General features: G+C 68.4%; 22 protein-coding genes. 13 read left to right on the top strand and 9 right to left on the bottom strand.

What is annotated here, in order from left to right:
• Positions 1-4: 4 nt before the first annotated feature.
• On the bottom strand, positions 5-811 hold the full coding sequence (locus E7Y32_RS03850) for an exodeoxyribonuclease III (RefSeq protein WP_146335961.1): 807 nt from the start codon (positions 809-811) through the stop codon (positions 5-7).
• 156 nt (positions 812-967) lie between these two features.
• Here E7Y32_RS03850 and E7Y32_RS03845 point away from each other — a divergent pair, with 156 nt between their 5' ends.
• The 5 genes from E7Y32_RS03845 to E7Y32_RS03825 are packed head-to-tail and all read left to right on the top strand — an operon-like array spanning position 968 to position 5,863.
• Complete coding sequence (locus tag E7Y32_RS03845) at positions 968-2,467, top strand: CoA-acylating methylmalonate-semialdehyde dehydrogenase (protein ID WP_146335960.1); 1,500 nt, start codon at positions 968-970, stop codon at positions 2,465-2,467.
• Positions 2,467-3,534 (top strand): enoyl-CoA hydratase/isomerase family protein, encoded by a 1,068-nt coding sequence (locus E7Y32_RS03840; RefSeq protein WP_146335959.1) that lies wholly within the window; start codon positions 2,467-2,469, stop codon positions 3,532-3,534. The genes E7Y32_RS03845 and E7Y32_RS03840 overlap by 1 nt, the downstream gene beginning before the upstream one ends.
• Positions 3,527-4,510: a 3-hydroxyisobutyrate dehydrogenase gene (gene mmsB / locus E7Y32_RS03835; RefSeq protein WP_146335958.1), complete on the top strand. Its 984-nt coding sequence runs from the start codon at positions 3,527-3,529 to the stop codon at positions 4,508-4,510. The genes E7Y32_RS03840 and mmsB overlap by 8 nt, the downstream gene beginning before the upstream one ends.
• Positions 4,507-5,283: an enoyl-CoA hydratase gene (locus E7Y32_RS03830; RefSeq protein WP_146335957.1), complete on the top strand. Its 777-nt coding sequence runs from the start codon at positions 4,507-4,509 to the stop codon at positions 5,281-5,283. Before mmsB ends, E7Y32_RS03830 begins: the two co-directional genes overlap by 4 nt.
• A 22-nt stretch (positions 5,284-5,305) precedes the next feature.
• On the top strand, positions 5,306-5,863 hold the full coding sequence (locus E7Y32_RS03825; RefSeq protein WP_146335956.1) for a hypothetical protein: 558 nt from the start codon (positions 5,306-5,308) through the stop codon (positions 5,861-5,863).
• Between the two features lie 18 nt (positions 5,864-5,881).
• Here the strand turns inward: E7Y32_RS03825 and E7Y32_RS03820 are convergent, their stop codons facing one another.
• The 4 genes from E7Y32_RS03820 to E7Y32_RS03805 are packed head-to-tail and all read right to left on the bottom strand — an operon-like array spanning position 5,882 to position 9,274.
• Entirely contained in the window at positions 5,882-6,514 is a 633-nt protein-coding gene (locus E7Y32_RS03820; RefSeq protein WP_146335955.1) for a bifunctional 2-polyprenyl-6-hydroxyphenol methylase/3-demethylubiquinol 3-O-methyltransferase UbiG, read from the bottom strand.
• Positions 6,515-6,536: 22 nt separating this feature from the next.
• On the bottom strand, positions 6,537-6,965 hold the full coding sequence (locus E7Y32_RS03815) for a DUF1761 domain-containing protein (protein ID WP_146335954.1): 429 nt from the start codon (positions 6,963-6,965) through the stop codon (positions 6,537-6,539).
• Positions 6,966-7,022: 57 nt separating this feature from the next.
• On the bottom strand, positions 7,023-7,529 hold the full coding sequence (locus E7Y32_RS03810; protein ID WP_146335953.1) for a MarR family winged helix-turn-helix transcriptional regulator: 507 nt from the start codon (positions 7,527-7,529) through the stop codon (positions 7,023-7,025).
• 2 nt (positions 7,530-7,531) lie between these two features.
• Positions 7,532-9,274: an AMP-binding protein gene (locus tag E7Y32_RS03805; protein WP_146335952.1), complete on the bottom strand. Its 1,743-nt coding sequence runs from the start codon at positions 9,272-9,274 to the stop codon at positions 7,532-7,534.
• A 204-nt stretch (positions 9,275-9,478) separates the two neighbouring features.
• Here E7Y32_RS03805 and E7Y32_RS03800 point away from each other — a divergent pair, with 204 nt between their 5' ends.
• Complete coding sequence (locus E7Y32_RS03800; RefSeq protein ID WP_146335951.1) at positions 9,479-10,654, top strand: acyl-CoA dehydrogenase family protein; 1,176 nt, start codon at positions 9,479-9,481, stop codon at positions 10,652-10,654.
• Positions 10,655-10,660: 6 nt separating this feature from the next.
• Here E7Y32_RS03800 and E7Y32_RS03795 read toward each other — a convergent pair whose 3' ends face one another.
• The 4 genes from E7Y32_RS03795 to E7Y32_RS03780 form a co-directional block, all read right to left on the bottom strand.
• Complete coding sequence (locus E7Y32_RS03795) at positions 10,661-12,418, bottom strand: diguanylate cyclase (RefSeq protein WP_146335950.1); 1,758 nt, start codon at positions 12,416-12,418, stop codon at positions 10,661-10,663.
• A gap of 11 nt (positions 12,419-12,429) precedes the next feature.
• Positions 12,430-13,032 carry a DinB family protein gene (locus E7Y32_RS03790; RefSeq protein WP_146335949.1) on the bottom strand — a complete coding sequence of 201 codons (603 nt, stop codon included), beginning with the start codon at positions 13,030-13,032 and terminating at the stop codon, positions 12,430-12,432.
• Positions 13,033-13,106: 74 nt separating this feature from the next.
• The gene (locus tag E7Y32_RS03785; protein WP_146335948.1) at positions 13,107-14,288 is read right to left on the bottom strand and encodes an acyl-CoA dehydrogenase family protein; all 1,182 of its coding nucleotides are present in this window, start codon (positions 14,286-14,288) and stop codon (positions 13,107-13,109) included.
• 135 nt (positions 14,289-14,423) lie between these two features.
• Positions 14,424-15,332: a LysR substrate-binding domain-containing protein gene (locus E7Y32_RS03780; RefSeq protein WP_146335947.1), complete on the bottom strand. Its 909-nt coding sequence runs from the start codon at positions 15,330-15,332 to the stop codon at positions 14,424-14,426.
• A gap of 172 nt (positions 15,333-15,504) precedes the next feature.
• Between E7Y32_RS03780 and E7Y32_RS03775 the strand changes: the two genes are divergently transcribed.
• From E7Y32_RS03775 to E7Y32_RS03745, 7 genes are all read left to right on the top strand, one after another.
• Positions 15,505-16,755 carry a CaiB/BaiF CoA-transferase family protein gene (locus tag E7Y32_RS03775; protein ID WP_146335946.1) on the top strand — a complete coding sequence of 417 codons (1,251 nt, stop codon included), beginning with the start codon at positions 15,505-15,507 and terminating at the stop codon, positions 16,753-16,755.
• Positions 16,748-17,161: a thioesterase family protein gene (locus E7Y32_RS03770; RefSeq protein WP_146335945.1), complete on the top strand. Its 414-nt coding sequence runs from the start codon at positions 16,748-16,750 to the stop codon at positions 17,159-17,161. Before E7Y32_RS03775 ends, E7Y32_RS03770 begins: the two co-directional genes overlap by 8 nt.
• Positions 17,162-17,207: 46 nt before the next feature.
• A complete protein-coding gene (locus E7Y32_RS03765) occupies positions 17,208-18,404 on the top strand; it encodes an acyl-CoA dehydrogenase family protein (RefSeq protein WP_146335944.1) in 1,197 nt (398 codons plus the stop codon).
• A gap of 32 nt (positions 18,405-18,436) precedes the next feature.
• Positions 18,437-19,213: a 3-oxoacyl-ACP reductase FabG gene (fabG, locus tag E7Y32_RS03760; RefSeq protein ID WP_146335943.1), complete on the top strand. Its 777-nt coding sequence runs from the start codon at positions 18,437-18,439 to the stop codon at positions 19,211-19,213.
• Positions 19,213-20,406, top strand: a complete 1,194-nt coding sequence (locus tag E7Y32_RS03755; RefSeq protein ID WP_146335942.1) for an acetyl-CoA C-acyltransferase — start codon at positions 19,213-19,215, stop codon at positions 20,404-20,406. Before fabG ends, E7Y32_RS03755 begins: the two co-directional genes overlap by 1 nt.
• Positions 20,406-20,861 (top strand): MaoC family dehydratase, encoded by a 456-nt coding sequence (locus E7Y32_RS03750; protein ID WP_315897985.1) that lies wholly within the window; start codon positions 20,406-20,408, stop codon positions 20,859-20,861. The genes E7Y32_RS03755 and E7Y32_RS03750 overlap by 1 nt, the downstream gene beginning before the upstream one ends.
• A 110-nt stretch (positions 20,862-20,971) precedes the next feature.
• A complete protein-coding gene (locus E7Y32_RS03745; protein ID WP_146335941.1) occupies positions 20,972-22,348 on the top strand; it encodes an MFS transporter in 1,377 nt (458 codons plus the stop codon).
• The last annotated feature ends 5 nt before the right edge of the window (positions 22,349-22,353 follow it).

Below are 22,353 nucleotides of genomic sequence, written 5' to 3'. Positions count from 1 at the left end.
TTCATCAGTCGGCCAGTTCCGCAATGACCGGAGCGTGGTCCGAGGCGCCCTTGCCCTTGCGCTCTTCGCGGTCGATCGAGGCGCCGGTCACCCGCGCCGCCAGGGCGGGGGAGGCCAGGATGAAGTCGATCCGCATCCCTTCCTTTTTCGGGAACCGCAGCTGGGTGTAGTCCCAGTAGGTGTAGACCCCGGGGCCGGGCGCGTGCGGCCGGACGACGTCGGCGAAACCGGCATCCTCGAACGCGCGGAAAGCCGCGCGCTCCGGCTCGCTGACATGCGTCAGTCCCTCGGCGCGGAAATAGTCGATGTCCCAGACATCCTCGTCGCGCGGGGCGATGTTCCAGTCGCCCATCAGCGCGATCTGGGCGTCCGGGTCGGCCCGGACCCAGCCCTCGGAGTGGGCGCGGAGGGTGTCCAGCCAGCTGAGCTTGTAGGGCATGTGCTCATCATCGAGCGCCCGGCCGTTGGGGACGTAGAGGCTCCAGACCCGAATCCCGCCGCAGGTCGCGCCGATCGCGCGGGCCTCCTGCACCTCGTCCTTGCCGCCCTTGCCGAAGGCGGGCTGGTCCATAAAGGTGCGTTCGACGTCGTCGAGGCCCACCCGCGAGGCGATGGCGACCCCGTTCCACTGGCTCAGGCCGAAGTGGGCGACTTCGTAGCCCATCCGTTCGAAGAGCTCCCACGGGAAGTTCTCGTCCTTGCACTTGGTTTCCTGGATGGCCAGGACATCGCAGTCTGTGCGCTGCAGCCAGGCCTCCACACGGTCGGCGCGTGCACGGAGCGAGTTCACATTCCAGGTAGCAATTTTCACAGTTCCTAACTTACCTTTCCTTGGCCGGAGGTGGAGCGGCCGCGGCTGTCCGGCCCGAGCTGCCTGCCCGCGCCGGCTTCTCTGGAGATTAGTAGGAAGTCCGAGTATATTCGGGAGCAGAGATGATCTAGGTCACATGCAAAGGAGCATTCCATCATGGTTCGTGAGCTTTCCCATTACGTCGGCGGACAGCACGTGGAGGGCACCTCGGGGCGTTTCAGTGACGTCTATGACCCCTGCACCGGCGAGGTCCAGGCCCGCCTGCCGCTGGCCAGCGCCGAGGAAGTCCGCAACGTCGTCGCCAACGCGGAGAAAGGCCAGCTGGAATGGGCCGCCATGAACCCGCAGCGCCGCGGCCGGATCCTGCTGAAGTTCGTGGACCTGGTCAACCAGAACATGGACGAGCTCGCCACCCTGCTCTCCTCCGAACACGGCAAGACCTTCCTGGACGCCAAAGGCGACATCCAGCGCGGCATTGAAGTGGTCGAGTTTGCAGCGGGCGCCCCGCACCTGCTCAAGGGCGAGTTCTCCGACAGCGCCGGGACCGGCGTCGACGTCCACTCCATGCGTCAGCCGCTCGGCGTCGTCGCCGGCATCACCCCGTTCAACTTCCCGGCCATGATCCCGCTCTGGAAGTCCGGACCCGCCCTCGCCGCGGGGAACTCCTTCATCCTCAAGCCCTCCGAGCGCGACCCCTCCGTGCCGCTGCGCCTGGCCGAGCTGTTCACCGAGGCCGGGCTGCCGGACGGCGTCTTCAACGTGGTCAACGGCGACAAGGAAGCCGTGGACGCCCTGCTCGAGGACCCCCGCGTCCAGGCCATCGGCTTCGTCGGCTCCACCCCGATCGCGCAGTACATCTACGCCACCGCCGCCGCGCACGGCAAGCGCGCCCAGTGCTTCGGCGGCGCCAAGAACCACATGGTGATCATGCCGGACGCGGACCTGGACATGGCCGCCGACGCCCTGATCGGCGCCGGCTTCGGCTCCGCCGGCGAACGCTGCATGGCCATCTCCGTCGCCGTCCCGGTGGGCAAGGCCACCGGCGACGCGCTCGTGGCAAAGCTGCAGGAACGGATCGCGGACCTCAAGGTGGGCCACAGCCTGGCCAAGGACTCGGACTTCGGCCCGGTCGTGGCCGCCTCCGCCAAGGAACGGATCGAGGGCTACATCGCCGCCGGCGTCGAGGAAGGCGCCAGCCTCCTTAACGACGGCCGCGGCCTCAAGGTCGAGGGCTACGACGGAGGCTTCTGGGTGGGCCCGACCCTCTTCGACAACGTCACCAAGGACATGACGATCTACAAGGAGGAAATTTTCGGCCCGGTCCTCAGCGTGCTCCGCGCCGAGGACTACGACGAGGCGCTGCGCCTGTGCAGCGAGCACGAATTCGGCAACGGCGTGGCCATCTTCACCCGCGACGGCGACGCCGCCCGCGACTTCGCCAGCCGCGTCCAGGTGGGCATGGTGGGCATCAACGTCCCGATTCCGGTGCCGATCGCCTACTACACCTTCGGCGGCTGGAAGGCTTCCGGGTTCGGCGACCTCAACCAGCACGGTGCCGACGCGTTCCGGTTCTACACCAAGACCAAAACGGTCACCACCCGCTGGCCCTCCGGCATCCGCCAGGGCGCCAGCTTCGTGATGCCGGAAGGCAGCTGATGGCGGAACAGGCAGCCGGAGAGCCCGCCGAGGTCCGCTTCGAGCGCCGCGGCCGGCTCGGCGTCATCACCCTGGACCGGCCCAAGGCCGTCAATGCGCTGACCGCCGGCATGGCTGCCGCGATGCTGGAGCAGCTCACGGCGTGGGCCGACGACGACGCCGTCGCCGCGGTCCTGGTGCACGGCGCCGGCGAACGCGGCCTGTGCGCCGGCGGCGACATTGTGGCCATCTATCGGGACATGCTGGGCGGCGGCGACGCCACGGCGGACTTCTGGGCCGTCGAGTACCGGCTGAACCTGCTGATCTCCGAGTACCCCAAGCCCTACGTGGCCTTTATGGACGGGCTGGTCCTGGGCGGGGGAGTGGGCATCTCCGCGCACGGCTCGGTCCGGATCGTCACCGAACGCACCCGGATGGGCATGCCGGAAACCACCATCGGTTTTGTGCCCGACGTCGGCGGGACACTGCTGCTCTCCCGTTCGCCTGGCGAAACCGGCACCCACGCGGCCCTCACCGGGGCGCACCTGAGCGGCGCCGACGCGCTGTTCCTGGGACTCGCGGACACCTTCGTTCCCTCCGCGCAACTCCGGGAGCTGGCGGAGGCGCTGGAAACGGAGCCGGTGGATGCCGCCGTCCCGTGGTTCGCCGGGGAAGCACCACCGTCGGTCCTGGCCGCGCAGCAGGAGTGGATCGACGCCTGCTACTCCTCCGACGACGCCGAGGAGATCCTGCACCGGCTGCGCACCGTGGGCGGGGAAGCCGTGGAGGTTGCGGACACAATCGCGGCCAAGTCCCCGACCGCTGTCAAAGTGGCGCTGGCCTCGCTGCGCCGCGTCCGCGGGCTGAGTCTCGCCGAAGCCCTGGAGCAGGAGTACCGGGTGGGCCTGCGGTTCCTCGCCGGGCCCGATTTCCGCGAGGGCATCCGCGCCCAGGTGGTGGACAAGGACCGCACCCCGCACTGGCAGCCGGCCAGCCTGGCCGAGGTCAGCCGCGACGACGTCGAGGCGTACTTCGCGCCGCTGGGTGAACGCGAACTGAAGCTTTCGAAGGAGCACGACAATGTCTGAAGCATCCGCGACTGAACCATCGCCTGCTGAAGCCCCGCAGCCCGCGGCGCAGGGCGGCCCCATCGCGTTCCTGGGCCTGGGCCACATGGGCGGCCCGATGGCCGTCAACCTGGTCAAGGCCGGGTACGCCGTCACCGGCTTCGACGTGGTGCCGGCGGCGCTGGACGCCGCCCGCGCCCACGGGATCGCCACCGCGGACACCGCCGCCGAGGCCGTCGCCGGCGCCGCCGTCGTGCTCACCATGCTGCCCAGCGGCAAACACCTGCTGGACGCGTACCGCGGCACGGATGGCGGTCCGGGCCTGCTGGCCGCCGCCGCGCCCGGGACGATGTTCCTGGACTGCTCCACCATCAACGTGGACGAGGCCCGCGAGGCCTCCGCCCTGGCGGTCGAGGCCGGCCACCGGGCCGTGGACGCGCCGGTTTCCGGCGGCGTGGTCGGCGCCGAGGCCGGAACCCTGACGTTTATGGTCGGCGCGGCCGACGAGGACTTCGAGGCCCTCAAGCCGATGCTCGAAGTGATGGGCAAGCGGGTGGTCCACTGCGGCGGCCACGGCGCCGGGCAGGCCGCGAAAATCTGCAACAACATGATCCTCGGCGTCTCGATGATCGCCGTCAGCGAGGCCTTTGTGCTCGGTGAGAAGCTCGGGCTCACGCATCAGGCGCTCTTCGACGTCGCCTCGGCCGCGTCCGGGCAGTGCTGGGCACTGACCACCAACTGCCCCGTGCCCGGCCCGGTGCCGACCAGCCCGGCCAACCGCGACTACCAGCCGGGCTTCGCCGGCGCACTGATGGCCAAGGACCTGAAGCTGGCCCTCAACGCGCTCCAAAGCACCGGGGTCGCCGCCCGGCTGGGACCGCTGGCCTCCGAAATTTACGATACCTTTGCCGCGGAAGGCGGTGCCGGCCGGGACTTCTCCGGCATCATCACCGACATCCGGGACAAGTCCGAACAGCAGCCGAGGGGACAGGCATGACCGACTACACAAACATTCTGGTGGAGCGCCGCGGCCGCGTGGGCCTCGTGACGCTCAACCGGCCCGAGGCGCTGAACGCCCTGAACAAGGCGACCATGGACGAGCTCGTCGCCGCCGTGACGGCGATGGACACCGACCCGGAAGTCGGTGCCGTGGTGGTGACCGGCTCCGCCAAGGCGTTCGCCGCCGGCGCGGACATCAAGGAGATGCAGTCCAAAGGCTACATGGAGATGTACGCCGCCGACTGGTTCCGCGGCTGGGAAGACTTCACCCGGCTGCGCATCCCCGTGGTGGCCGCGGTGTCCGGCTTCGCCCTGGGCGGCGGCTGCGAGCTGGCGATGATGTGCGACTTCATCATCGCCGGGGACAACGCCAAGTTCGGCCAGCCCGAGATCAACCTGGGGGTCCTCCCCGGCATGGGCGGCTCACAGCGCCTCACCCGCGCCGTGGGCAAGGCCAAGGCGATGGACATGATCCTCACCGGCCGGTTTATGGACGCCCAAGAAGCCGAACGCGCCGGCCTGGTCTCCCGCGTGGTCCCGGCCGCCGACGTCGTCGAGGAGGCCGTGAAGGCCGCCGCGGTGATCGCCTCCAAGTCCAAGCCGGTGGCCATGGTGGCGAAGGAAGCAGTCAACGCCGCCTTCGAAACCGGGCTGGCCCAGGGTGTGCTGTTCGAACGCCGCGTCTTCCACTCGCTCTTCGCCACCGAGGACCAGAAGGAGGGCATGGCCGCGTTCAGCGAGAAGCGGCAGCCCGACTTCACCCACCGGTAGCTCGTCTGCAGGAGGGACGGCCATGAACACCGGCTTTCTGGGCGTCGGGGCTTCCCCGGAAGAAGTCCACGCCCTGCTGCCCGGCGACAGGCTGGTCCCCGCCGCGGACGTGGTGATGGACCGGGGGTTCGACCTGCCGGCCCCGCCCGGCGCCGTCTGGCCATGGTTCGTCCAGCTGGGCAAGGGACGCTCCGGCTGGTATCTGCCGCGCTGGGCAGAGGCCCTGCTTCCGGCCGGCCGCCGCGCCCTCCGAAACATCGACCCGGCCCTGCAGGGCCTCCGCGCCGGGGACGTCATCCCCGACTGGGGCGGCCCCGGGGCCACGTTCGAGACCGTGGCCGTCGACCCGCCGGCGGCCCTGGTGTACCGCTCGCAGCGCGGCGCGCTCGCCCTCAGCTGGGCGATCGTGCTGCGCCCGACGCCGGGCACTGAGCCCGGGACGCGGGTGCACCTGCGGCTCCGGATCGCCGGTGTCAAACACCGCCGCCTCGTGGAAGCCGGCGGCGGCCTGTTCGATCTGTTGACCATCGCCGGGCTCGCGGCCGGGCTGCGGGAGCGGCTGGGCCCCGCCCCGCGCTGACGCCCGGCCGCCGCCGCGTTAGGCCCTGCGGCGGGCGCGGAGCACGGCATCCTGGACCGTGACCGGGGCGCCGTCGGAATCACTGGCGGACCGCGGCCGCGAGGCGCAGGTCATGATCTCCCACTCCTCGGGGTCCAGGCTCGCGGCGATCTCCTCGGCGGTGAACAGCAGGCCAGGGGTGGAGGGCCGGCGCACGCTGGTGTCCAGATCCGAGGGATGGTGGCCGACAATCAGCAGGGTCCCGCCCGGCGCCACCGAAGCGGCCAGCCGGCCGTACACCCCGTCGCGCAGCGGCGCCGGAAGGTGCAAAAACTGCGCGGACACCAGGTCAAAAGTCCCGGCTGGGGGCGGTGACACGGTGAGGTCCTGGTGCTGCCAGGTGATCCGGGCGGCGGTCTCCGGCTCGTCCTGAACCGCGGCGGCTGCCCGGGCCAGGGCGACGGAAGAGATGTCCACCGCGGTGACGCGCCAGCCGCGCCGGGCCAGCCAGGCGGCGTCGGCGCCCTCTCCGGCCCCGACGTCGAGCGCGGAACCGGGCGTGAGGTCCGCGGCCTCGGCCACCAGCTGGGCGTTGGGTTCACCGCTCCAGACGGAGCCGTGCTGGCCGTGCTGGCGGTAGCGCTCGTCCCAGAACGATTCATCGAATTCCATGCAGCTCTCCTCCGGGACCGTCTTACGCGGCGCTGATCCCGAACAGACCGATGATCAGGGCCATCACCATCAGGGTGACAAGTTCGTGCGCGCAGTTCAGCACGGTCAGGCCCACGGGGCGGCCCTCGAAGGCGTCGTGCGTGATGAAGCGGGCCGCGGTGAAGCCGGCCCACAGGATCAGGGCGGTGACCAGCGTGTTGGCGAGGAAGTTGCCGCCGTAGAAGTGCTGCGAGATGGCGGCGGAGCCGGCCAGCACCCAGGCGCTGATGAAGCTGACCAGCAGCGTCACGAGGATGGGCTTGACGGCGTCCTTGGCGTCACCGCTGGGGGTCACCTGGGCGACGCGCATCCAGTAGTTGCCGAACACCTTGGGCGTGTACCAGACGGATCCGACCACCATGCTGGACAGTGTCGCCAGCAGTACGGCCCAGATGTTGATTTCCGGAATCATTGCGCTCTCCTCGGCTCCGGCCCGTCCTGCCGACGGCCCGCAAGGGAAGTGTATTCCCTAGCCGCTGAAGTCCCCGGCATTGCGCCGGAAGTTGCCCAGGATCCGGATCAGCTGCTCCACGTCCGGGTCCTCGAAACCGGACCGGCCGAAGACCTCCGCATTGAGCACCGCCGTCGCCCGCTTGGCGAGCGTGCGCCCCTCCGAGGTGAGCTCGATCAGCGTGGTCCGGCCATCGGTGGGATGCGGGGACCGGAGCACCAGCCCGGCCTCCTGCAGCCGGTCGACGGCGTTGGTCACCGAGGTGGGGTGGACCTGCAGCAGTGCGCTCGCCTTGTTCATCGGCAGCGCCCCGCTGCGGGCGAAGCTGAGCAAGGCCAGCAGTTCGTAGCGCGCAAACGTCAGCCCGAACGGCTTCAGTGCCGTTTCGATCCGGGCCAGCAGGATCTGTTGGGTCCGCATGATGGCGGTGATGGCGGCCATCGGGGCGGCGACGTCGGCCCAGCCGTGCCGCTCCCAGTTCCGCTGGGCGTCGGCGATCGGATCACGAGGAAGCGGGGTGCCCATGCCTAGGACCCGCCCTTGAGCCCGGGGAAGTCGGCTTCGGAGTACTCGGTGCCCAGTCCCTCCGGCACCCGGCCGGACCCGTGCCGCAGTTCCTCGTTGTGCCGCAGTTCCACCCGCCGGATCTTGCCGGAGATGGTCTTGGGCAGTTCGGCGAACTCCAGCCGGCGGATGCGTTTGAACGGGGCCAGGTGCTCGCGGCAGTAGCGCAGGATGTCCTCGGCCAGTTCGGGCCCCGGCTCGTGGCCGGCGGCCAGGACCACAAAGGCCTTGGGCACGGACAGCTTGAGCGGGTCGGGGGAGGGGACGACGGCGGCTTCGGCCACCGCCGGGTGCTCGATCAGCACACTCTCCAGCTCGAACGGGGACAGCCGGTAGTCGGAGGACTTGAAGACGTCGTCGCCGCGGCCCACGTACGTGATGATGCCGCGTTCGTCCCGGCTGGCCATGTCCCCGGTGTGGTAGTACCCGCCGCGGAACGCCTCCGCCGTCTTCTCCGGGTCCCCGTAGTAGGCCTTCATCAGCCCCACGGGGCGCGGGTCCAGGCGCAGGCACAGCTCGCCGTCGTCGGACTCCTCCCCGGTGGCCGGATCCACGAGCACCACATCGTAGCCGGGGAGCGGTTTGCCCATGGCACCGATCTTGATCGGCTGGCCGGGGGTGTTGGCGATCTGCACGGTGGACTCGGTCTGGCCGAAGCCGTCGCGGATGGTCTGGCCCCAGGCCCGCTGGACCTGGTCGATGACCTCGGCGTTGAGCGGCTCGCCGGCGGACACCACCTTGGTGGGCGGGTTCTTGAGCAGGGTCAGGTCGGCCTGGATCAGCATCCGCCAGACCGTCGGCGGGGCGCAGAAGCTGGTGACGGATTCGCGGTCCATCTGCTCCATCAGGGCCTTCGCGTCGAAGCGCTCGTAGTTGTAGATGAAGACGCAGGCCTCGGCGATCCAGGGTGTGAACACGTTGGACCAGGCGTGTTTGGCCCAGCCGGGGGAGGCCACGTTCAGGTGCACGTCGCCCGGTTCCATCCCGATCCAGTACATGGTGGACAGGTGCCCCACCGGGTAGGAGGTGTGCGTGTGCTCCACCAGCTTGGCCTTGGACGTCGTGCCGGAGGTGAAGTAGAGCAGCAGGGTCTCATCAGCCAGGGTCGGCGCGTCCGGGACGAAGTCGTCCGGGGCGCCGGCCGCGTCCGCGTACTGCAGCGCCGCTGTCTTGATTCCGGCGTTGTCGGCGTCGCCGTCGTCGCCGATTTCGATCAGGCGGTAGTCGCCCGGGACGCCGGTGAACTTGGCGAGGTTGGCGCTCCCGACGGCGGCCCAGCCGGCCCCGCCGCGTTCCACCCGGTCCTGCAGGTCCGCCGGTCCCATCAGGGTGGTGGTCGGGATCATCACGATGCCAAGTTTGATGCCGGCGAGCATCAATTCCCAGAGCTCCACCTGGTTGCCGAGCATGATGATCATCCGGTCCCCGCGCCGCACACCCTGGGCCCGGAGCCAGTTGGCCACCTGAGCGGAGCGCCGGGACAGGTCAGCGAAGCTGCGCCGCGTGGCCGTGCCGTCCTGCTCCACGATCACCAGCGCCGGCCGGTCCGCCTTGGCGGGATCGGCCGCGATCTGGTCGAACCAGTCCAGGGCGAAGTTGAACTCCTCGAAGCGCGGCCATTCGAATTCCTGCCGCGCGGCGGTGTAGTCCCCGCGAAGGGCCAAAAGCCGGTCCCTCGCGGCGCGGAAATCCTCGGTGACGGTCATGGGTGCACCTTTCGCAGCCGGTCGCAGCCGAGCGGTCCCGTGGCGGCCGCCGCTGGCCTAGTGATCCACATCACTGTGCAATATACTAGGACATCCAAGGGTTTGGAAGAGCCGATGTTGCCGCCGCAGCGCGGCACATTACGAAGGGAAGACGTGCCCGTGCAGACACAACGAAGTGCCAGCGGACAGACTGCCGTCGAGGCAATGACAGTCCAGTCCGCGCCCCCGTTCCCGGACGCGGACCTGATGTACATCGTGGACCTGCTCCCGGCGGACGAGCGGGAGCGCTACCAGGAGATCCGGGAGTTCCTGCAGACCCGGATCCGGGCCGCGTCGATCGACTACTGGAACCGCGAGGAGTTCCCGTTCGGCCTGCTCTCCGAGCTGGGCAAGCACGGCCTGGGCGGGCTGCAGACGGACGGCACCTCCAAGCTGTTCAAGGGCCTGATGTACGTGGAGGTGGCCCGCGCCGACGTCTCGCTCTCCGCCCTCGTGGGGATCCACAACGAACTGATCGTCGGCATGATCGACGAGCTCGGCTCGGAGGAACAAAAGGCCCGCTGGCTCCCGGGGCTCACCGCCTTCACCCAGCTCGGCGCGTTCGCCTTGACCGAACCGGACCACGGCTCGGACATCGCGGGAGGCCTGTCCACCACGGCGCGGCTGGAGAACGGCGAATGGGTCATCAACGGGGCCAAGCGCTGGATCGGGGCCGGAACCATCGCCGACTTCGCCCTGGTCTGGGCCCGCGACGTCGCGGACCAACAGATCAAGGGCTTCATCGTGGAGACGGACCGGCCCGGCTACACCGCCACCAAGATCGCGAACAAGATCGGGCTGCGGATCATGCAGAACGCGGACATCGTGCTCGACGAAGTCCGCATCCCGGAATCCAACCTGCTGCCCGGCGCCACCGACTTCTCCCGGGCCAACGAACTGCTGCGCGACTCGCGCGCCTGGGTGGGCTGGCAGGGCGCCGGCATCCAGCTGGCCGCGTTCGACGTCGCCCGCGCCTATGCCCTCGAACGCAAGCAGTTCGGCAAGGAACTCGCCCGCTTCCAGCTGGTCCAGCAGCAGCTGGCCGAGATCCTGGGCAATGCCAGCGTCTCCCTGGCGCTGATGGCCCAGCTGGCGCGGATCCAGCAGGAGGGCAGGCTGGAGATGGTGCAGGCCGCCATGGCCAAGTCCACCACCACCCGGCTGGCCCGCGCCTCTGTTGCGATGGGGCGCTCGCTGATGGGCGGAAACGGGATCAGCAGCGACTTCGAGATGGGCAAGCTCTTCGGCGACGCCGAGATCCTCTACACCTACGAGGGCAGTTACGAGATCAACTCGCTGATTGTGGCCCGGGCCGTGACCGGGAAGTCCGCCTTCGTCTAGAAATCGTCAGCCGGCTGCGCCGTAGCGCTCGCTGCGGTTGCGGCCGGCGTGCTTGGCCGCGTACAGCGCCCGGTCCGCGCAGGCGAGCAGGCTGTGGCTGCCGGCGTCGCGCAGTTCGCAGACCCCGGCGGAGACCGTGATCCGGCCGACCTCGCCGAATGGCTCCGCCTCGATGGCCGCGCGGGCCCGTTCCGCCGCGAGCAGCGCCTCCGAGCCGTCCGTGCCGGGCAGCAGCCAGACGAATTCCTCCCCGCCGAAGCGGGCCACGATTTCGTCCTGGCGGGCGACGCCGCGGAGCCGGGCCGCGACGTCCGCCAGCACCTCGTCGCCCATCAGGTGGCCGAAGGTGTCATTGACCTTCTTGAAATGGTCGATGTCGAGGACGACGGCGCTGAGGCTGGTGCCGCGGGTGGCCGCCAGCTCGCTCTCGTGGGCGAGGTGCTGCTCGAGGGCGCGCCGGTTGGGCAGCCCGCTGAGCTGGTCGGTGCTGGCCTGCAGTTCCAGGCTGGTGCGTGCCTCGGCGTTGCCGATCGCGATTTCCACCAGTTCGGCGAACTGGGCCAGGCGGTCCAGCATCGCCTCGGTGACGCCGGTGCTGGACTTTGACGTCAGGCTCACCACGCCCCACAGGCTGCCGTGGACCCGGATGGGGGCACCCGCGGCAGACTGGAAGCCGCCGGCCCGCATTTGGTCCGCGGCCGGGCCGCCTTCGGGGCCGTAGACCACCAGGGCGGGCTTGCCGGTGGCGGCCACGCGGACGGTGGCCGAGGTGTCCGTCAGCGAGAACACATGGGTGCGGCTCAGCGTGGGCGGCAGCGCCGGAGCCATCGCCACGATTTCCGCAGACAGCGGGCCGGTGAAGCGGACGACGGCGGCCGAATCCACGGTGAAGAGGTCCCGCAGGATGAAGGCGATCCGCTCCGCAATGTCCGCCGGGGCGGCGTTGCGGGCGACGGCGGTGGCGATCTCGTGCAGCGCGGCCCACGTCTGTTCCTGCTGGAGGCGGTCGGTGACATCCACGGCCACCACCATGCCGGCGGTTGCGTCGTCGTCGGAGTAGACGGGCCCGGCCTTCAGCCGGTAGGTCCGGTGCCCGATCCGCCGGCTCCAGGAGACTTCCTGCCCGGACAGGGCGGCGCGGTAGCGGGGCTCCAGCTCGTTGGCCAGGGTGCCGTCGAGCACCTCGTGGATGCGTTTGCCTTCCAGCTCGGCGGAGCGGTAGCCGAAGGACTCCAGCTCCTGGCCCTCGGCGATCAGGTAGCGCAGGTCCGCATCGAAGAGCAGGACAAAAACCCCGGGGACGCTGCGCGCCAGGGCCCGGTAGCGTTCGGTGTCACGCTGCTGGCGGCGTTCGGCGAGCACTCGCTCGGTGACATCCGTGACCATCACGAAGAACCCGGAGACTCCGCCCTCGCGCAGGTCCGGCATGTAGGAGACCTCGGCGAAACGCGTCGCCCCGGCGGTGTCCGTGAGCGTCCGCTTGAAGAACTGCGGCTCGCCGTCGAGCACTTTGGCGATGTAGGTCTGGTTGGCCGCCAGCACCGCGTCGCTGAGCAGGTCCCGGATGTGCATCCCGTGCAGTTCCTCGGAGGTGACACCGAACCACTCAAGGTAGGCGTCATTGGCCAGCCGGTTGCGCAACCCGGAGTCCCAGTAGGCCACCATGGCCGGAATGCCGTTGAGCACGGCCCGCATCTGGGCCGGAACTTCCGGCAGCGGCGGCCGTTGTGCGTTCTCTTGGGCGAGAGCGCTGTGAATATTCATTGCCCCAGTATCTATGGCCCCGGCGTCCGGGAGGAAACCGGGCCCGCCGCCCGCGCCGCTGCTTCGATGCGGGCCCGGTGCGCGGCCCAGTCCCCGGCGCTGCGCGGCGTCAGGTTCGGATCTCCGGGGCCCTTCCCGGCAGTCCCGTCGATGAGTTCGCGCAGGATGTCGGCATGGCCCAGGTGCTGCGCCGTTTCCACGCACATATGGACGAGGATCTGCTGCAGGGTGACGTCCCGGCGCTCCTGCGGCCACCACGGAACCTGGCCGGCGGCGTCCAGGGGCAGGGCGTCGATGGTGGCATCGCTGTGGGCGGCGGACGCGTGGTGCAGTTCCACAATCTGTTCCCGGGTCTCGTCCGGGGACGCCCACAGGTCGGCGTCCGGTTCGGCGCCGTCGTCCAGCCAGGGCAGCGGCCTGCCGTGGGGCCGGCCGAAGACTTCGCCGAAATAGCCGATCTCGACGCTGGCCACGTGTTTGACCAGGCCCAGCAGGTTGGTTCCGGTGGGCGTCAGCGGCCGGCGGACGTCGTATTCACCCAGCCCGTCCAGCTTGGCCAGCAGGTCGGCGCGGCGCAGGCGCAGGTAGCGGTGCAGGATTTCCTTCTCGTCCATGCCCGGCATCCTACCGGGCCGCCGTTCCGTGTGCTCCGGCCGCCGGGTGTGTTTCACCGTAGGGCCCGTTCCTCCTAGCGGAACGCGGACACGCCCGTGATGCGCTGGCCCAGGATGAGGGTATGGACCTCGTCTGTGCCCTCATAAGTCCGCACCGATTCGAGGTTGTTGGCGTGACGCAGCGGCGAGTATTCCAAGGTGATGCCGTTGCCGCCAAGGATGGTGCGGGCTTCCCGGCAGATGGCAATGGCTTCGCGGACGTTGTTCAGCTTGCCGACGGAGATCTGGACGGGCTCCAGCGTCCCCGCGTCTTTCAGGCGTCCGGTGTGCAGTGCCAGGAGCGTGCCCTTCTGGATCTCCAGCAGCATGTTGACCAGTTTCTCCTGGGTGAGCTGGTAGCCAGCGAGCGGTTTGCCGAACTGCAGTCGCTCTTTAGAGTACGCGAGGGCGGCCTCATAGGAGTCCCGGGCTGCGCCCATGGCGCCCCAAATGATCCCGTAGCGGGCCTCGTTGAGGCAGGAGAACGGGCCGCGGAGACCCTGCGCGCCGGGCAGCAATGCCGTGCCGGGAAGCCGGACATCGTCAAGGGCGATGTCGCACTGGATCGAGGCCCGCATGGACAGCTTGGACCCAATCGGCGTCGCGGTGAAACCGGGAGTCTCCGTCGGCACGATGAACCCGCGGATACCCTCGCTGGTGTTGGCCCAGATAACCGCAATGTGGGCCACGGAAGCCAGGCCGATCCAACGCTTTGCGCCGTTGATGATCCAGCCGCCGTTGCCGTCGGGCTCCGCGAAAGTAGCCATGCTGGACGGGTCGGAGCCGGCGGTGGGCTCGGTCAGTCCGAAGCAGCCGATCTTTTCGCCCCGTGCCATGGCCGGGAGGTGCTCGTTCTTCTGCTCCTCGGACCCCCACTTGTGGATGGCGCTCATGGCCAGGGATCCCTGGACGCTGACGAAGGTCCGGAGCCCGGAGTCGCCGGCTTCCAGTTCCATGGCGGCAAGACCGTATTCGACGGCGCTGCGGCCGGGGCAGCCGTAGCCTTCCAGGTGCATCCCGAGCACCCCGAGTTCGCCGAGTTCGGCCACCAGCTCCAGCGGGAAATGCGCTTGCTCGTACCAGTCGCTGATGTTGGGCCGGATGCGCTCCGTCACGAAGGCGCGGACCCCGGCGCGCAGCTCGAGCTCCTCCGCCGTCAGCAGGCTGTCCAGGTTGAGAACGTCATCGTTCACGCGGGTGGCTTCGGCTATGGTCACGGGTTTAACTCCAGGCAAGTAGGTGGCGGCAATCTCCATTGATTCCGGCAGCGGCCGGCAGGTACTGACCACTGTGCCAGCCGGATTGCGACGGTTCCAATACCGAATGGTGCCCGCGCTGATACCCGCGGCGCATCAATCCGCTGGCGGGCCCGGCGACGGGAGGACGGATTCGGAGAGCTGCAAGACCTGGCGGAGCGCAGGGCTCATGTTGTCCTTGCGCCAAACCAGGCGCAGCTGGATGACGTCGGCCGGATCATCCAGCGGCAAGAAAACAACTCCCGCGTGGCTGAAGTTCTCCGGCACCGACGACACCGTCAACGCGACCCCGATGTCTGCGGCAACCAGTGCCATTAGAGTCTGGGAATCCGGCGCCACCTGCACGATGTCCGGGGCATAGCCGGCGCTGTTGGACAGTCGGCGGAGATAGTCGTGCAGGATGGCGCCGGGATGCTCGGGGAGGGTGACAAAAGGCTCGCCGGCGAGGTCGGCCATCATTAGCGAGGTCCGCCGGCTCAGTCGATGGCCCTCGTGCAGCGCCACCACGAGCCGCTCATTCGCGACAGTCCGGGACTCCAGAGCCTCCGGAATGAAGTTCCACCGGCCAAGGCCCACTTCCATGGCGCCCCTCATGACCCGGTCCATGGCTGGCAAGGCAAAGTGCGAACTGGACAGCTGGAACTCGATCCCCGGGTGGGTTTCCCGTACCCGTTTGGCGAGCTTTCCGACCATAACGTGGGAGGAAACCCCGGCGAAGGCCACCCGCACCCTCCCGGTCTCGCCCTTGCCCACGGAGGCCACCGCGAGGGCCGACCGGCGGCAGGCCGCCAGGATGTCCCGCGCCGGGGCAACCAGTGCCTCGCCTTCGGGAGTCAGCCGGACCGTCCGGGTATTCCGGACAAAGAGCGGCGCCTTGAGCTCGTGCTCCAGGCGTTGAATGGCCCGGCTCAGGGGCGGCTGCGCCATGTGGAGCTTCTGTGCCGCCCGGCCGAAATGCAGCTCATCGGCGACCGCGAGGAAGGCCCTGATCTGTTGGATTTCCATCCCGATTCACGCCCGGCCCGGGTAAACGTCGTTGTTCATCTGCCCAAGATACCGAACAAACCGGCCCAGGCAGTGATGCGGCTGGGGTATCAATTCGGCACAAATGCGTATTGGACGCGGATCAATCGGCTTGCCAAGGTAGGTGATGCAGACCACATATCGGAGGAACCACATGAATCAACCGAACGCTGAATCGGCCGCCGGGGCGGGCCGCGGTCCGCTCCCGGACGCTGCCAGCCCGGCCCCCGGACCGCTCGGCCGCGCAGGGTCGGGTCCGCTGGCCGGCGTCGTGATCGCAGATTTCAGCCGGGTACTTGCCGGCCCCTACGCCACCATGCTGCTGGCCGATATGGGCGCCACGGTGATCAAAGTTGAGGGGCCCGAGGGTGACGACACCCGCAGCTACATGCCCCCGGTCCGCGACGGGAAGGCCACGTTCTTTCTGGCAGTGAACCGCAACAAACACTCAATCGCACTTGACCTCAAAGACCCGGAGGACCTGGAGGTGGCGCGTGCGCTGATCCGTTCCGCGGACGTCATGATCGAAAATTTCAAGCCGGGCAACATGGAACGCCTTGGGCTGGACTACACCGCCGCCGCCGAGCTGAAGCCGGACATCATCTACGCATCCATCACCGGGTTCGGCACCGGCGCCGGCGCGCACATCCCGGGGTATGACCTGCTTGTGCAGGCAGCCTCCGGGATGATGAGCCTGACCGGTGACCAGGGCACGCAGCCGTACCGGGCCGGCATCGCCCTGTTTGACGTCATCACCGGCCTGCACGCGGCCATCGGCATTCTGGGGGCCCTGCACCACAAAGACCGGACCGGTGAGGGCCAGCTGGTGGAGCTGAACCTGCTGACCTCGGCTCTGTCCGGCATGGTCAACCAGTCCGCGGCCTACGTGACCGGCGGTGTGGTGCCGACCCGGATGGGCAACGAACATCCCAGTATGTACCCCTATGCACCGATGCAGACCGGGGACGGCATGATCATCATCGCGACGGGCAACGATGCCCAGTTCGTGCGGCTCTGCGCTGCCTTGGCCATCCCCGACGTCGCCACGGACCCGAAGTTCGCCACCACACTGCAGCGCAATGCGCACCGGGATGAACTCCGGGAGATCCTTCACACCGTCCTGGCAACGCAATCCGCCGCGCAGTGGTTCTCGCAGCTCTCCGACGCCGGCCTGCCTTGCGCCCCGATCCAGGACGTGCGCGGCGGTGTCGATTTCGCCGAACGCCTGGGACTGCAGCCGGTGGTCCTCGCCGGCAGCGGGACGCGGAGGATCCCCACCGTCCGGCACCCCGTGGAGTACTCCCGCACCCCCGTCGAGTACCCGCTCGCGCCTCCAGAGCTCAACGAAAGTTCCGAGCTGGTCCGCGACTGGCTGCTCCAGCAGAAAATCCTGGCGCATGCCTGAGCCATACCGGGCACGGATCTCCCCGCGCTGGTCGGACCAGGATCTCAATGGCCACGTGAACCACGCCGCCGTCGTGACGCTGCTCGAGGAGGCCCGGATCCAGTGGCGCGCGACGACGCCGGGCACCCGGACCGCCGCGGCGACGCCGACCGTGGTGGCCGCCCTGGAGCTGAACTACCGCCGTCCCGTGTTCCACGGCCGGGACCTGACGGTCGAGCTGACGGTCAGCAGGATCGGCACCAGTTCCTACACGCTCGAGTGCGCAGCCACCCAGAGCGGCGAAGTTGCCGTGGACGGCCGGACCGTCCTGGTCGCGGTTTCGCCAGAGACCGGCGCGGCCAGGCCACTGGCGGACGCGGAACGGCATTGGCTCGCTCAGTTCCAGCTCAGCCCTTGCCGCACCTAAGCACCCGGCCCCCAGAATTCCCATCCCACCCCTGGAGTTGAACCCAATGACTACCGATCCCGCCGAATACGGCACTGACTTCTACCTGATGGACGATTTCCTGACCGCGGAGGACCGCGCCCTGCGGCTGAAGGTCCGAAGCTTCGTGGACAAGGACCTGCTTCCGGTCATCAACGGCTATTGGGAACGGGCGGAGTTCCCGTTTGAACTGATCCCCAAGCTCGCAGCCCTTGGCATTGTGGGCACCACCATCAAGGGCTATGGGTGCCCGGGGCTGAGCCGGCTCGCTGCCGGGATCGTCGCGGCCGAGGTCTCCCGCGGCGACGGCTCGGTCAACACCTTCCTCGGTGTCCAGTCGGGCCTGGCCATGGGCACTATCAACATGCTGGGCAGCGATGAGCAAAAGGGACGCTGGCTTCCGTCGATGGCCACACTGGACAAAATCGGTGCCTTCGCCCTGACCGAGCCGGATCACGGCTCCGACTCGGTGGCACTGGAAACCAGCGCCAGACGGGATGGCGACAGCTACATCCTCAACGGCCGCAAGCGGTGGATCGGCAATGCCAGCATGGCCGACGTCGTCATTATCTTCGCCCGCGACGAGGACGACGGCAAGGTCAAGGCCTTTGTTATGGAGCGCAACGACGACGGCAGCTACCCAGCCGGCTACCACCCTGAGGTCATCACCGGAAAGATCGGCAAGCGCGCCATCCTCCAGCCGGACATCACCCTGAACAACCTCCGCGTCCCGGCGGACAACCGGCTCACCGGCTGCCACTCCTTCAAGGACGTCACCCGCGTCCTGACCGCCACCCGCAGCGGGGCATCCTGGGAGTCCCTGGGCCACGCCATGGCCGCGTATGAGACTGCCGTGGACTACGCGAAGACCCGCCAGCAGTTTGGCAAAGCAATTGGCAGCTTCCAGCTGGTGCAGAACAAACTCGCCAACATGCTGGCCGAGCTGACAGCCATGCAGCTGATCTGCTTCCGGCTGGCCGTCCTGGCCGAGGACGGGCGGATGACCGGGCCAATGGCGTCCCTCGCCAAGATGCACACGGCGCAGAAGGCCCGGTGGATCTGCTCCGAAGCCCGGGACATGCTCGGCGGCAACGGCGTCTTGCTTCAGAACCACGTGGCCAGGCACATGACGGACATGGAAGTGGTGTCCACCTACGAGGGCACCGACTCCATCCAGTCCCTGCTCATCGGCCGGGAAATCACCGGCATCTCAGCCTTCAGCTAGATCTCCACCCCCACGTAGTCAAAGGAATCACCATGAGCAACTTCACGAACAAGGTGGCAGCCGTCACCGGCGGGGCCCAGGGGATCGGCGCCGCCACCGCCCTGAAGCTGGCGGCCGGCGGTGCAACCGTCGTCGTCCTGGACCTCAACGAGGGCGGCGCCAAGGACACGGCGCAACGGATCTCCGCCCAGCCGGAGGTTCTCGCGGCCGGCGGCCGGGCCGTCGCAGCCGTTTGCGATGTCACGGACGAGGCCACCGTGGACCGGGTCTTCGCCGAACTCCACCGGGAGTTCGGCCGGCTCGACATCCTCGTCAACAACGCCGGCATCACCCGGGACAACCTGTTCTTCAAAATGGAGCGCCCGGACTGGGACTCGGTACTCGCCACCAACCTGACCAGCGCCTACCTCTGCTCCCGGGCCGCGCAACGGTACATGGTCCCGGCCCGGTCCGGACGGATTGTCTCGCTCAGCAGCCGCAGCGCCCTGGGCAACCGCGGCCAGGCGAATTACGCGGCTGCGAAGGCCGGCATCCAGGGCCTGACGGCCACTCTCGCCATCGAGCTCGGCGCGTTCAACATCACCGTCAACGCCGTGGCCCCCGGCTACATCGCCACGTCCATGACCGCCGCGACCGCCGAGCGCGTCGGCAGCAGCCCGGAAGAGCACCAGGCGGCGGTCGCCGCCCGGACACCGCTGGGCCGGGTGGGGCAGCCCGAAGAAGTGGCCGCCGCCGTGGCGTTCTTCGCCAGCGACGACGCCTCCTACATCTCGGGCCAGACGCTGTACATCAACGGCGGGGCGCGCTGATGGCGGAAGCGTTCCTCGTCGGTGGTGTCCGCACTCCGGTGGGCCGCCACGGCGGTGCACTCGCCTCGGTCCGGCCCGACGACCTGGCCGCCCTCGTCCTGCAGGCCGCCGTGGCCCGGGCGGGCCTCGCTCCTGACAGCATCGAGGAAGTCATCCTCGGCTGTGTGAACCAAGCCGGGGAGGACAACCGCAACGTTGCGCGGATGGCGGTGCTGTTGGCGGGATTGCCCGACGCCGTCCCCGCGGTCACCGTCAACCGGCTTTGCGCCTCGGGAATGACCGCCATCAGCATGGCGGCGCAGTCGGTCCGCAACGGCGACGCCGACGTTGTGGTGGCCGGCGGCGTCGAGTCCATGACCCGGGCACCTTGGGTAATGGCTAAGCCGGAACAGCCGTTTGCGAAGCCGGGGGAACTGGCGGACACCTCGATTGGCGCACGGTTCGTTAATCCGCGGATGCAGGCCGGTGCCCGGTTCTCGATGCCGGAGACGGCTGAGGAAGTGGCCGGGCGCGAGGGGATCTCCCGGGCCGATGCGGACAGCTTCGCGTTGCGTTCACATGAGCGGGCGCTGGCGGCGATTGACGCGGGCCGGTTCCGGGACGAGATCGTTCCCGTGCCGGTAACCGGCCGCCGTGGCGAAGTTACGTTTGTCGACACCGATGAGGGACCGCGGCGCGGCTCCACCCTGGAGGCGCTTGCGGCCCTGCGGCCGATCGTCCGGACGGAAGGTATCGTCACCGCGGGCAACTCCAGTTCCCTCAACGACGGCGCCTCCGCCGTGGTGGTGGCCAGCGGCGAGGCGGTGGCCCGCTACGGGCTTACGCCGCGGGCTCGGATCGTCACCAGCCAGGCGGCCGGGGTCGCCCCGGAGGTCATGGGCGTCGGCCCGGTCCCGGCAACGCGCAAGGCTTTGGCGAAGGCCGGCTGGGGCCCAGACAGCGTCGGGGCCGTCGAACTCAACGAAGCCTTCGCCGCACAGTCGCTCGCCTGCATGCGGCTGCTGGGGCTTGATCCCGGCACGGTCAACAATGACGGCGGCGCTATCGCTCTGGGTCATCCGCTGGGATCCTCCGGTTCACGGATCGTCGTGACGTTGCTGGGCCGGATGGAACGCGAAAACGCCGCCCGCGGCCTGGCCACGATGTGCGTGGGCCTGGGCCAGGGCGTCGCAATGCTGCTGGAGAGGGTCTGATGATGAGGCTGTTTGAAAATATCGCCGAGCTGGAGGGCGTCACAGGACAGGAACTCGGCGTGAGCGGCTGGCACCGGCTGGAGCAATCGCAGATCCAGGCCTTCGCCGACGCCACCCTGGACCGGCAGTGGATCCACACCGACCCGGAGCGGGCTGCCCACGGTCCCTTCGGCGCCACCGTGGCCCACGGCTACCTGAGCCTCTCGATGCTGCCGTACCTGGCCGGACAGGTGTACCGGGTTCAGGGCGCGGAATCGGTCATCAATTACGGCCTGGACAAGGTCAGGTTCCCGGCCCCGGCCAGGGCCGGCTCCCGGATCCGGGACCGGCTGACGCTGACCTCCGTGACCGGGACGGCTAACGGCCGGCAGCTGAAGGTCCTGCACCGGATCGAGCTGGAAGGCTCCGAAAAGCCGGCCTGCATCGCCGAGACTGTGTCCCTCCTGAGGATTTGAGGCGACTGCAGGGTCCGCTCTGCTCCACTGCACGAAACTGCACCAACACCATCCGAACAATGAAGTTGCGGCTGAGCCGGCTTGCCGGCTCCACACTAGGAAGATAATCCGTGGTTACTGAAAACATGAACGTGAAATACGCAGAGCCAGAGGCAGTGGATTTTGCTGCCGACCCGGAGGTGCCGCCGGCCGAACTGCGCCGGACCTCGATCTCCTCCTGGCTCGGCTCGGCGCTGGAATACATGGACTTCACGCTCTACACGCTGGCAGCCGCCCTGGTGTTCGGGCCGCTGTTCTTCCCGAACACCGACCCGGCGATGGCCCTGCTGGCCAGCTTCGCCGCCTACGGTTCCGGGTTCCTGGTCAGGCCCCTCGGCGGCATCTACTTCGGATACCTGGGAGACAAGTACGGCCGCAAATCCGTCCTGGTCATCACGGTGGGAATGATGGGGCTCGCCACCCTCGGGATGGGCCTGCTGCCCACGTATGCCCAAATCGGGGTCGCCGCGCCGGCCCTGCTGGTCCTGCTGCGCCTCATCCAGGGGTTCGGCGCCGGCGCCGAACTTTCAGGCGCCTCGCTCCTGCTCGTGGAGTCGGCGCCCAGCGCCCGCCGCGGCTTCTACGGCGCGGTGGTGGCCCTGGGGACTGCCACAGGGGTGTTGCTGGCCAGCGCCCTGTGGCTGCTGATGTCGCAGCTGCCGAAAGAGCAGTTCCTGAGCTGGGGCTGGCGTATCCCGTTCCTGCTCAGCGTTGCCACCACCCTCGTCGCGTTGTACCTGCGGCGCACCGTGAACGAATCGCCCGTCTTTGAGATCGTCAAGCAGCGCCGGGAGGCGGCCCGCGCCGGAGCGAAACAGCAAAGCGTGTGGCGCGATGCTGCAGATGCCCGGAAGCCGTTCCTGGTGTCCCTGGGAATCAAGCTGGGCGAGAACGGCTCGGTGTACCTCGTCAAGGGCTTCCTCATCGGCTGGACCGTGTCCGTCGTGAAGATGGATGCCAACCTTGTCACCACCGGCGTGACGCTGGGCTCTATTCTGGGGATCCTCACCGTCCTGCTGACCGGCAAGCTCACCGATAAGTATGGCCGCAGAATCGTGTGGCTGTGGCTCTCGGCCTTCCAGTTCGCCTTCACCATCCCCGCGATGCTCCTGATCGAAACCCGGAACCCGGTCCTGGTGGCACTGGTGTTCGTCATCTACATTGGCGGCCCGATTCCCAACATGTACGGCGTGGAATCAACGTGGCTGGTTGAAATGTTCGGTTCCAAGCGCCGGTTCTCCTTCATGACCACGGTCAAGGAGGTGGGCGCCGTCCTCTCCGGAGGCCTTGGCCCCATCCTGGCCGCCGCCGTAGTCGCCGCAACAGGGCCGGGATGGCTCCCCGTGGCAGGGATCCTGATGAGTTACGCAGCCATCGGCTGGGTCTCTGGTTTCTTCGCCCCCGAAACCCGGGGCCGGGACCTGAACGCCGAGGCGGACGCCTGCTGACCCCC

The sequence above is a fragment of the Arthrobacter sp. UKPF54-2 genome (assembly GCF_007858535.1).
Taxonomy (GTDB): domain Bacteria; phylum Actinomycetota; class Actinomycetes; order Actinomycetales; family Micrococcaceae; genus Arthrobacter.
The sequence above is the reverse complement of the archived record's forward strand: the minus strand, read 5'-3'. Positions and strand labels throughout refer to the sequence as shown.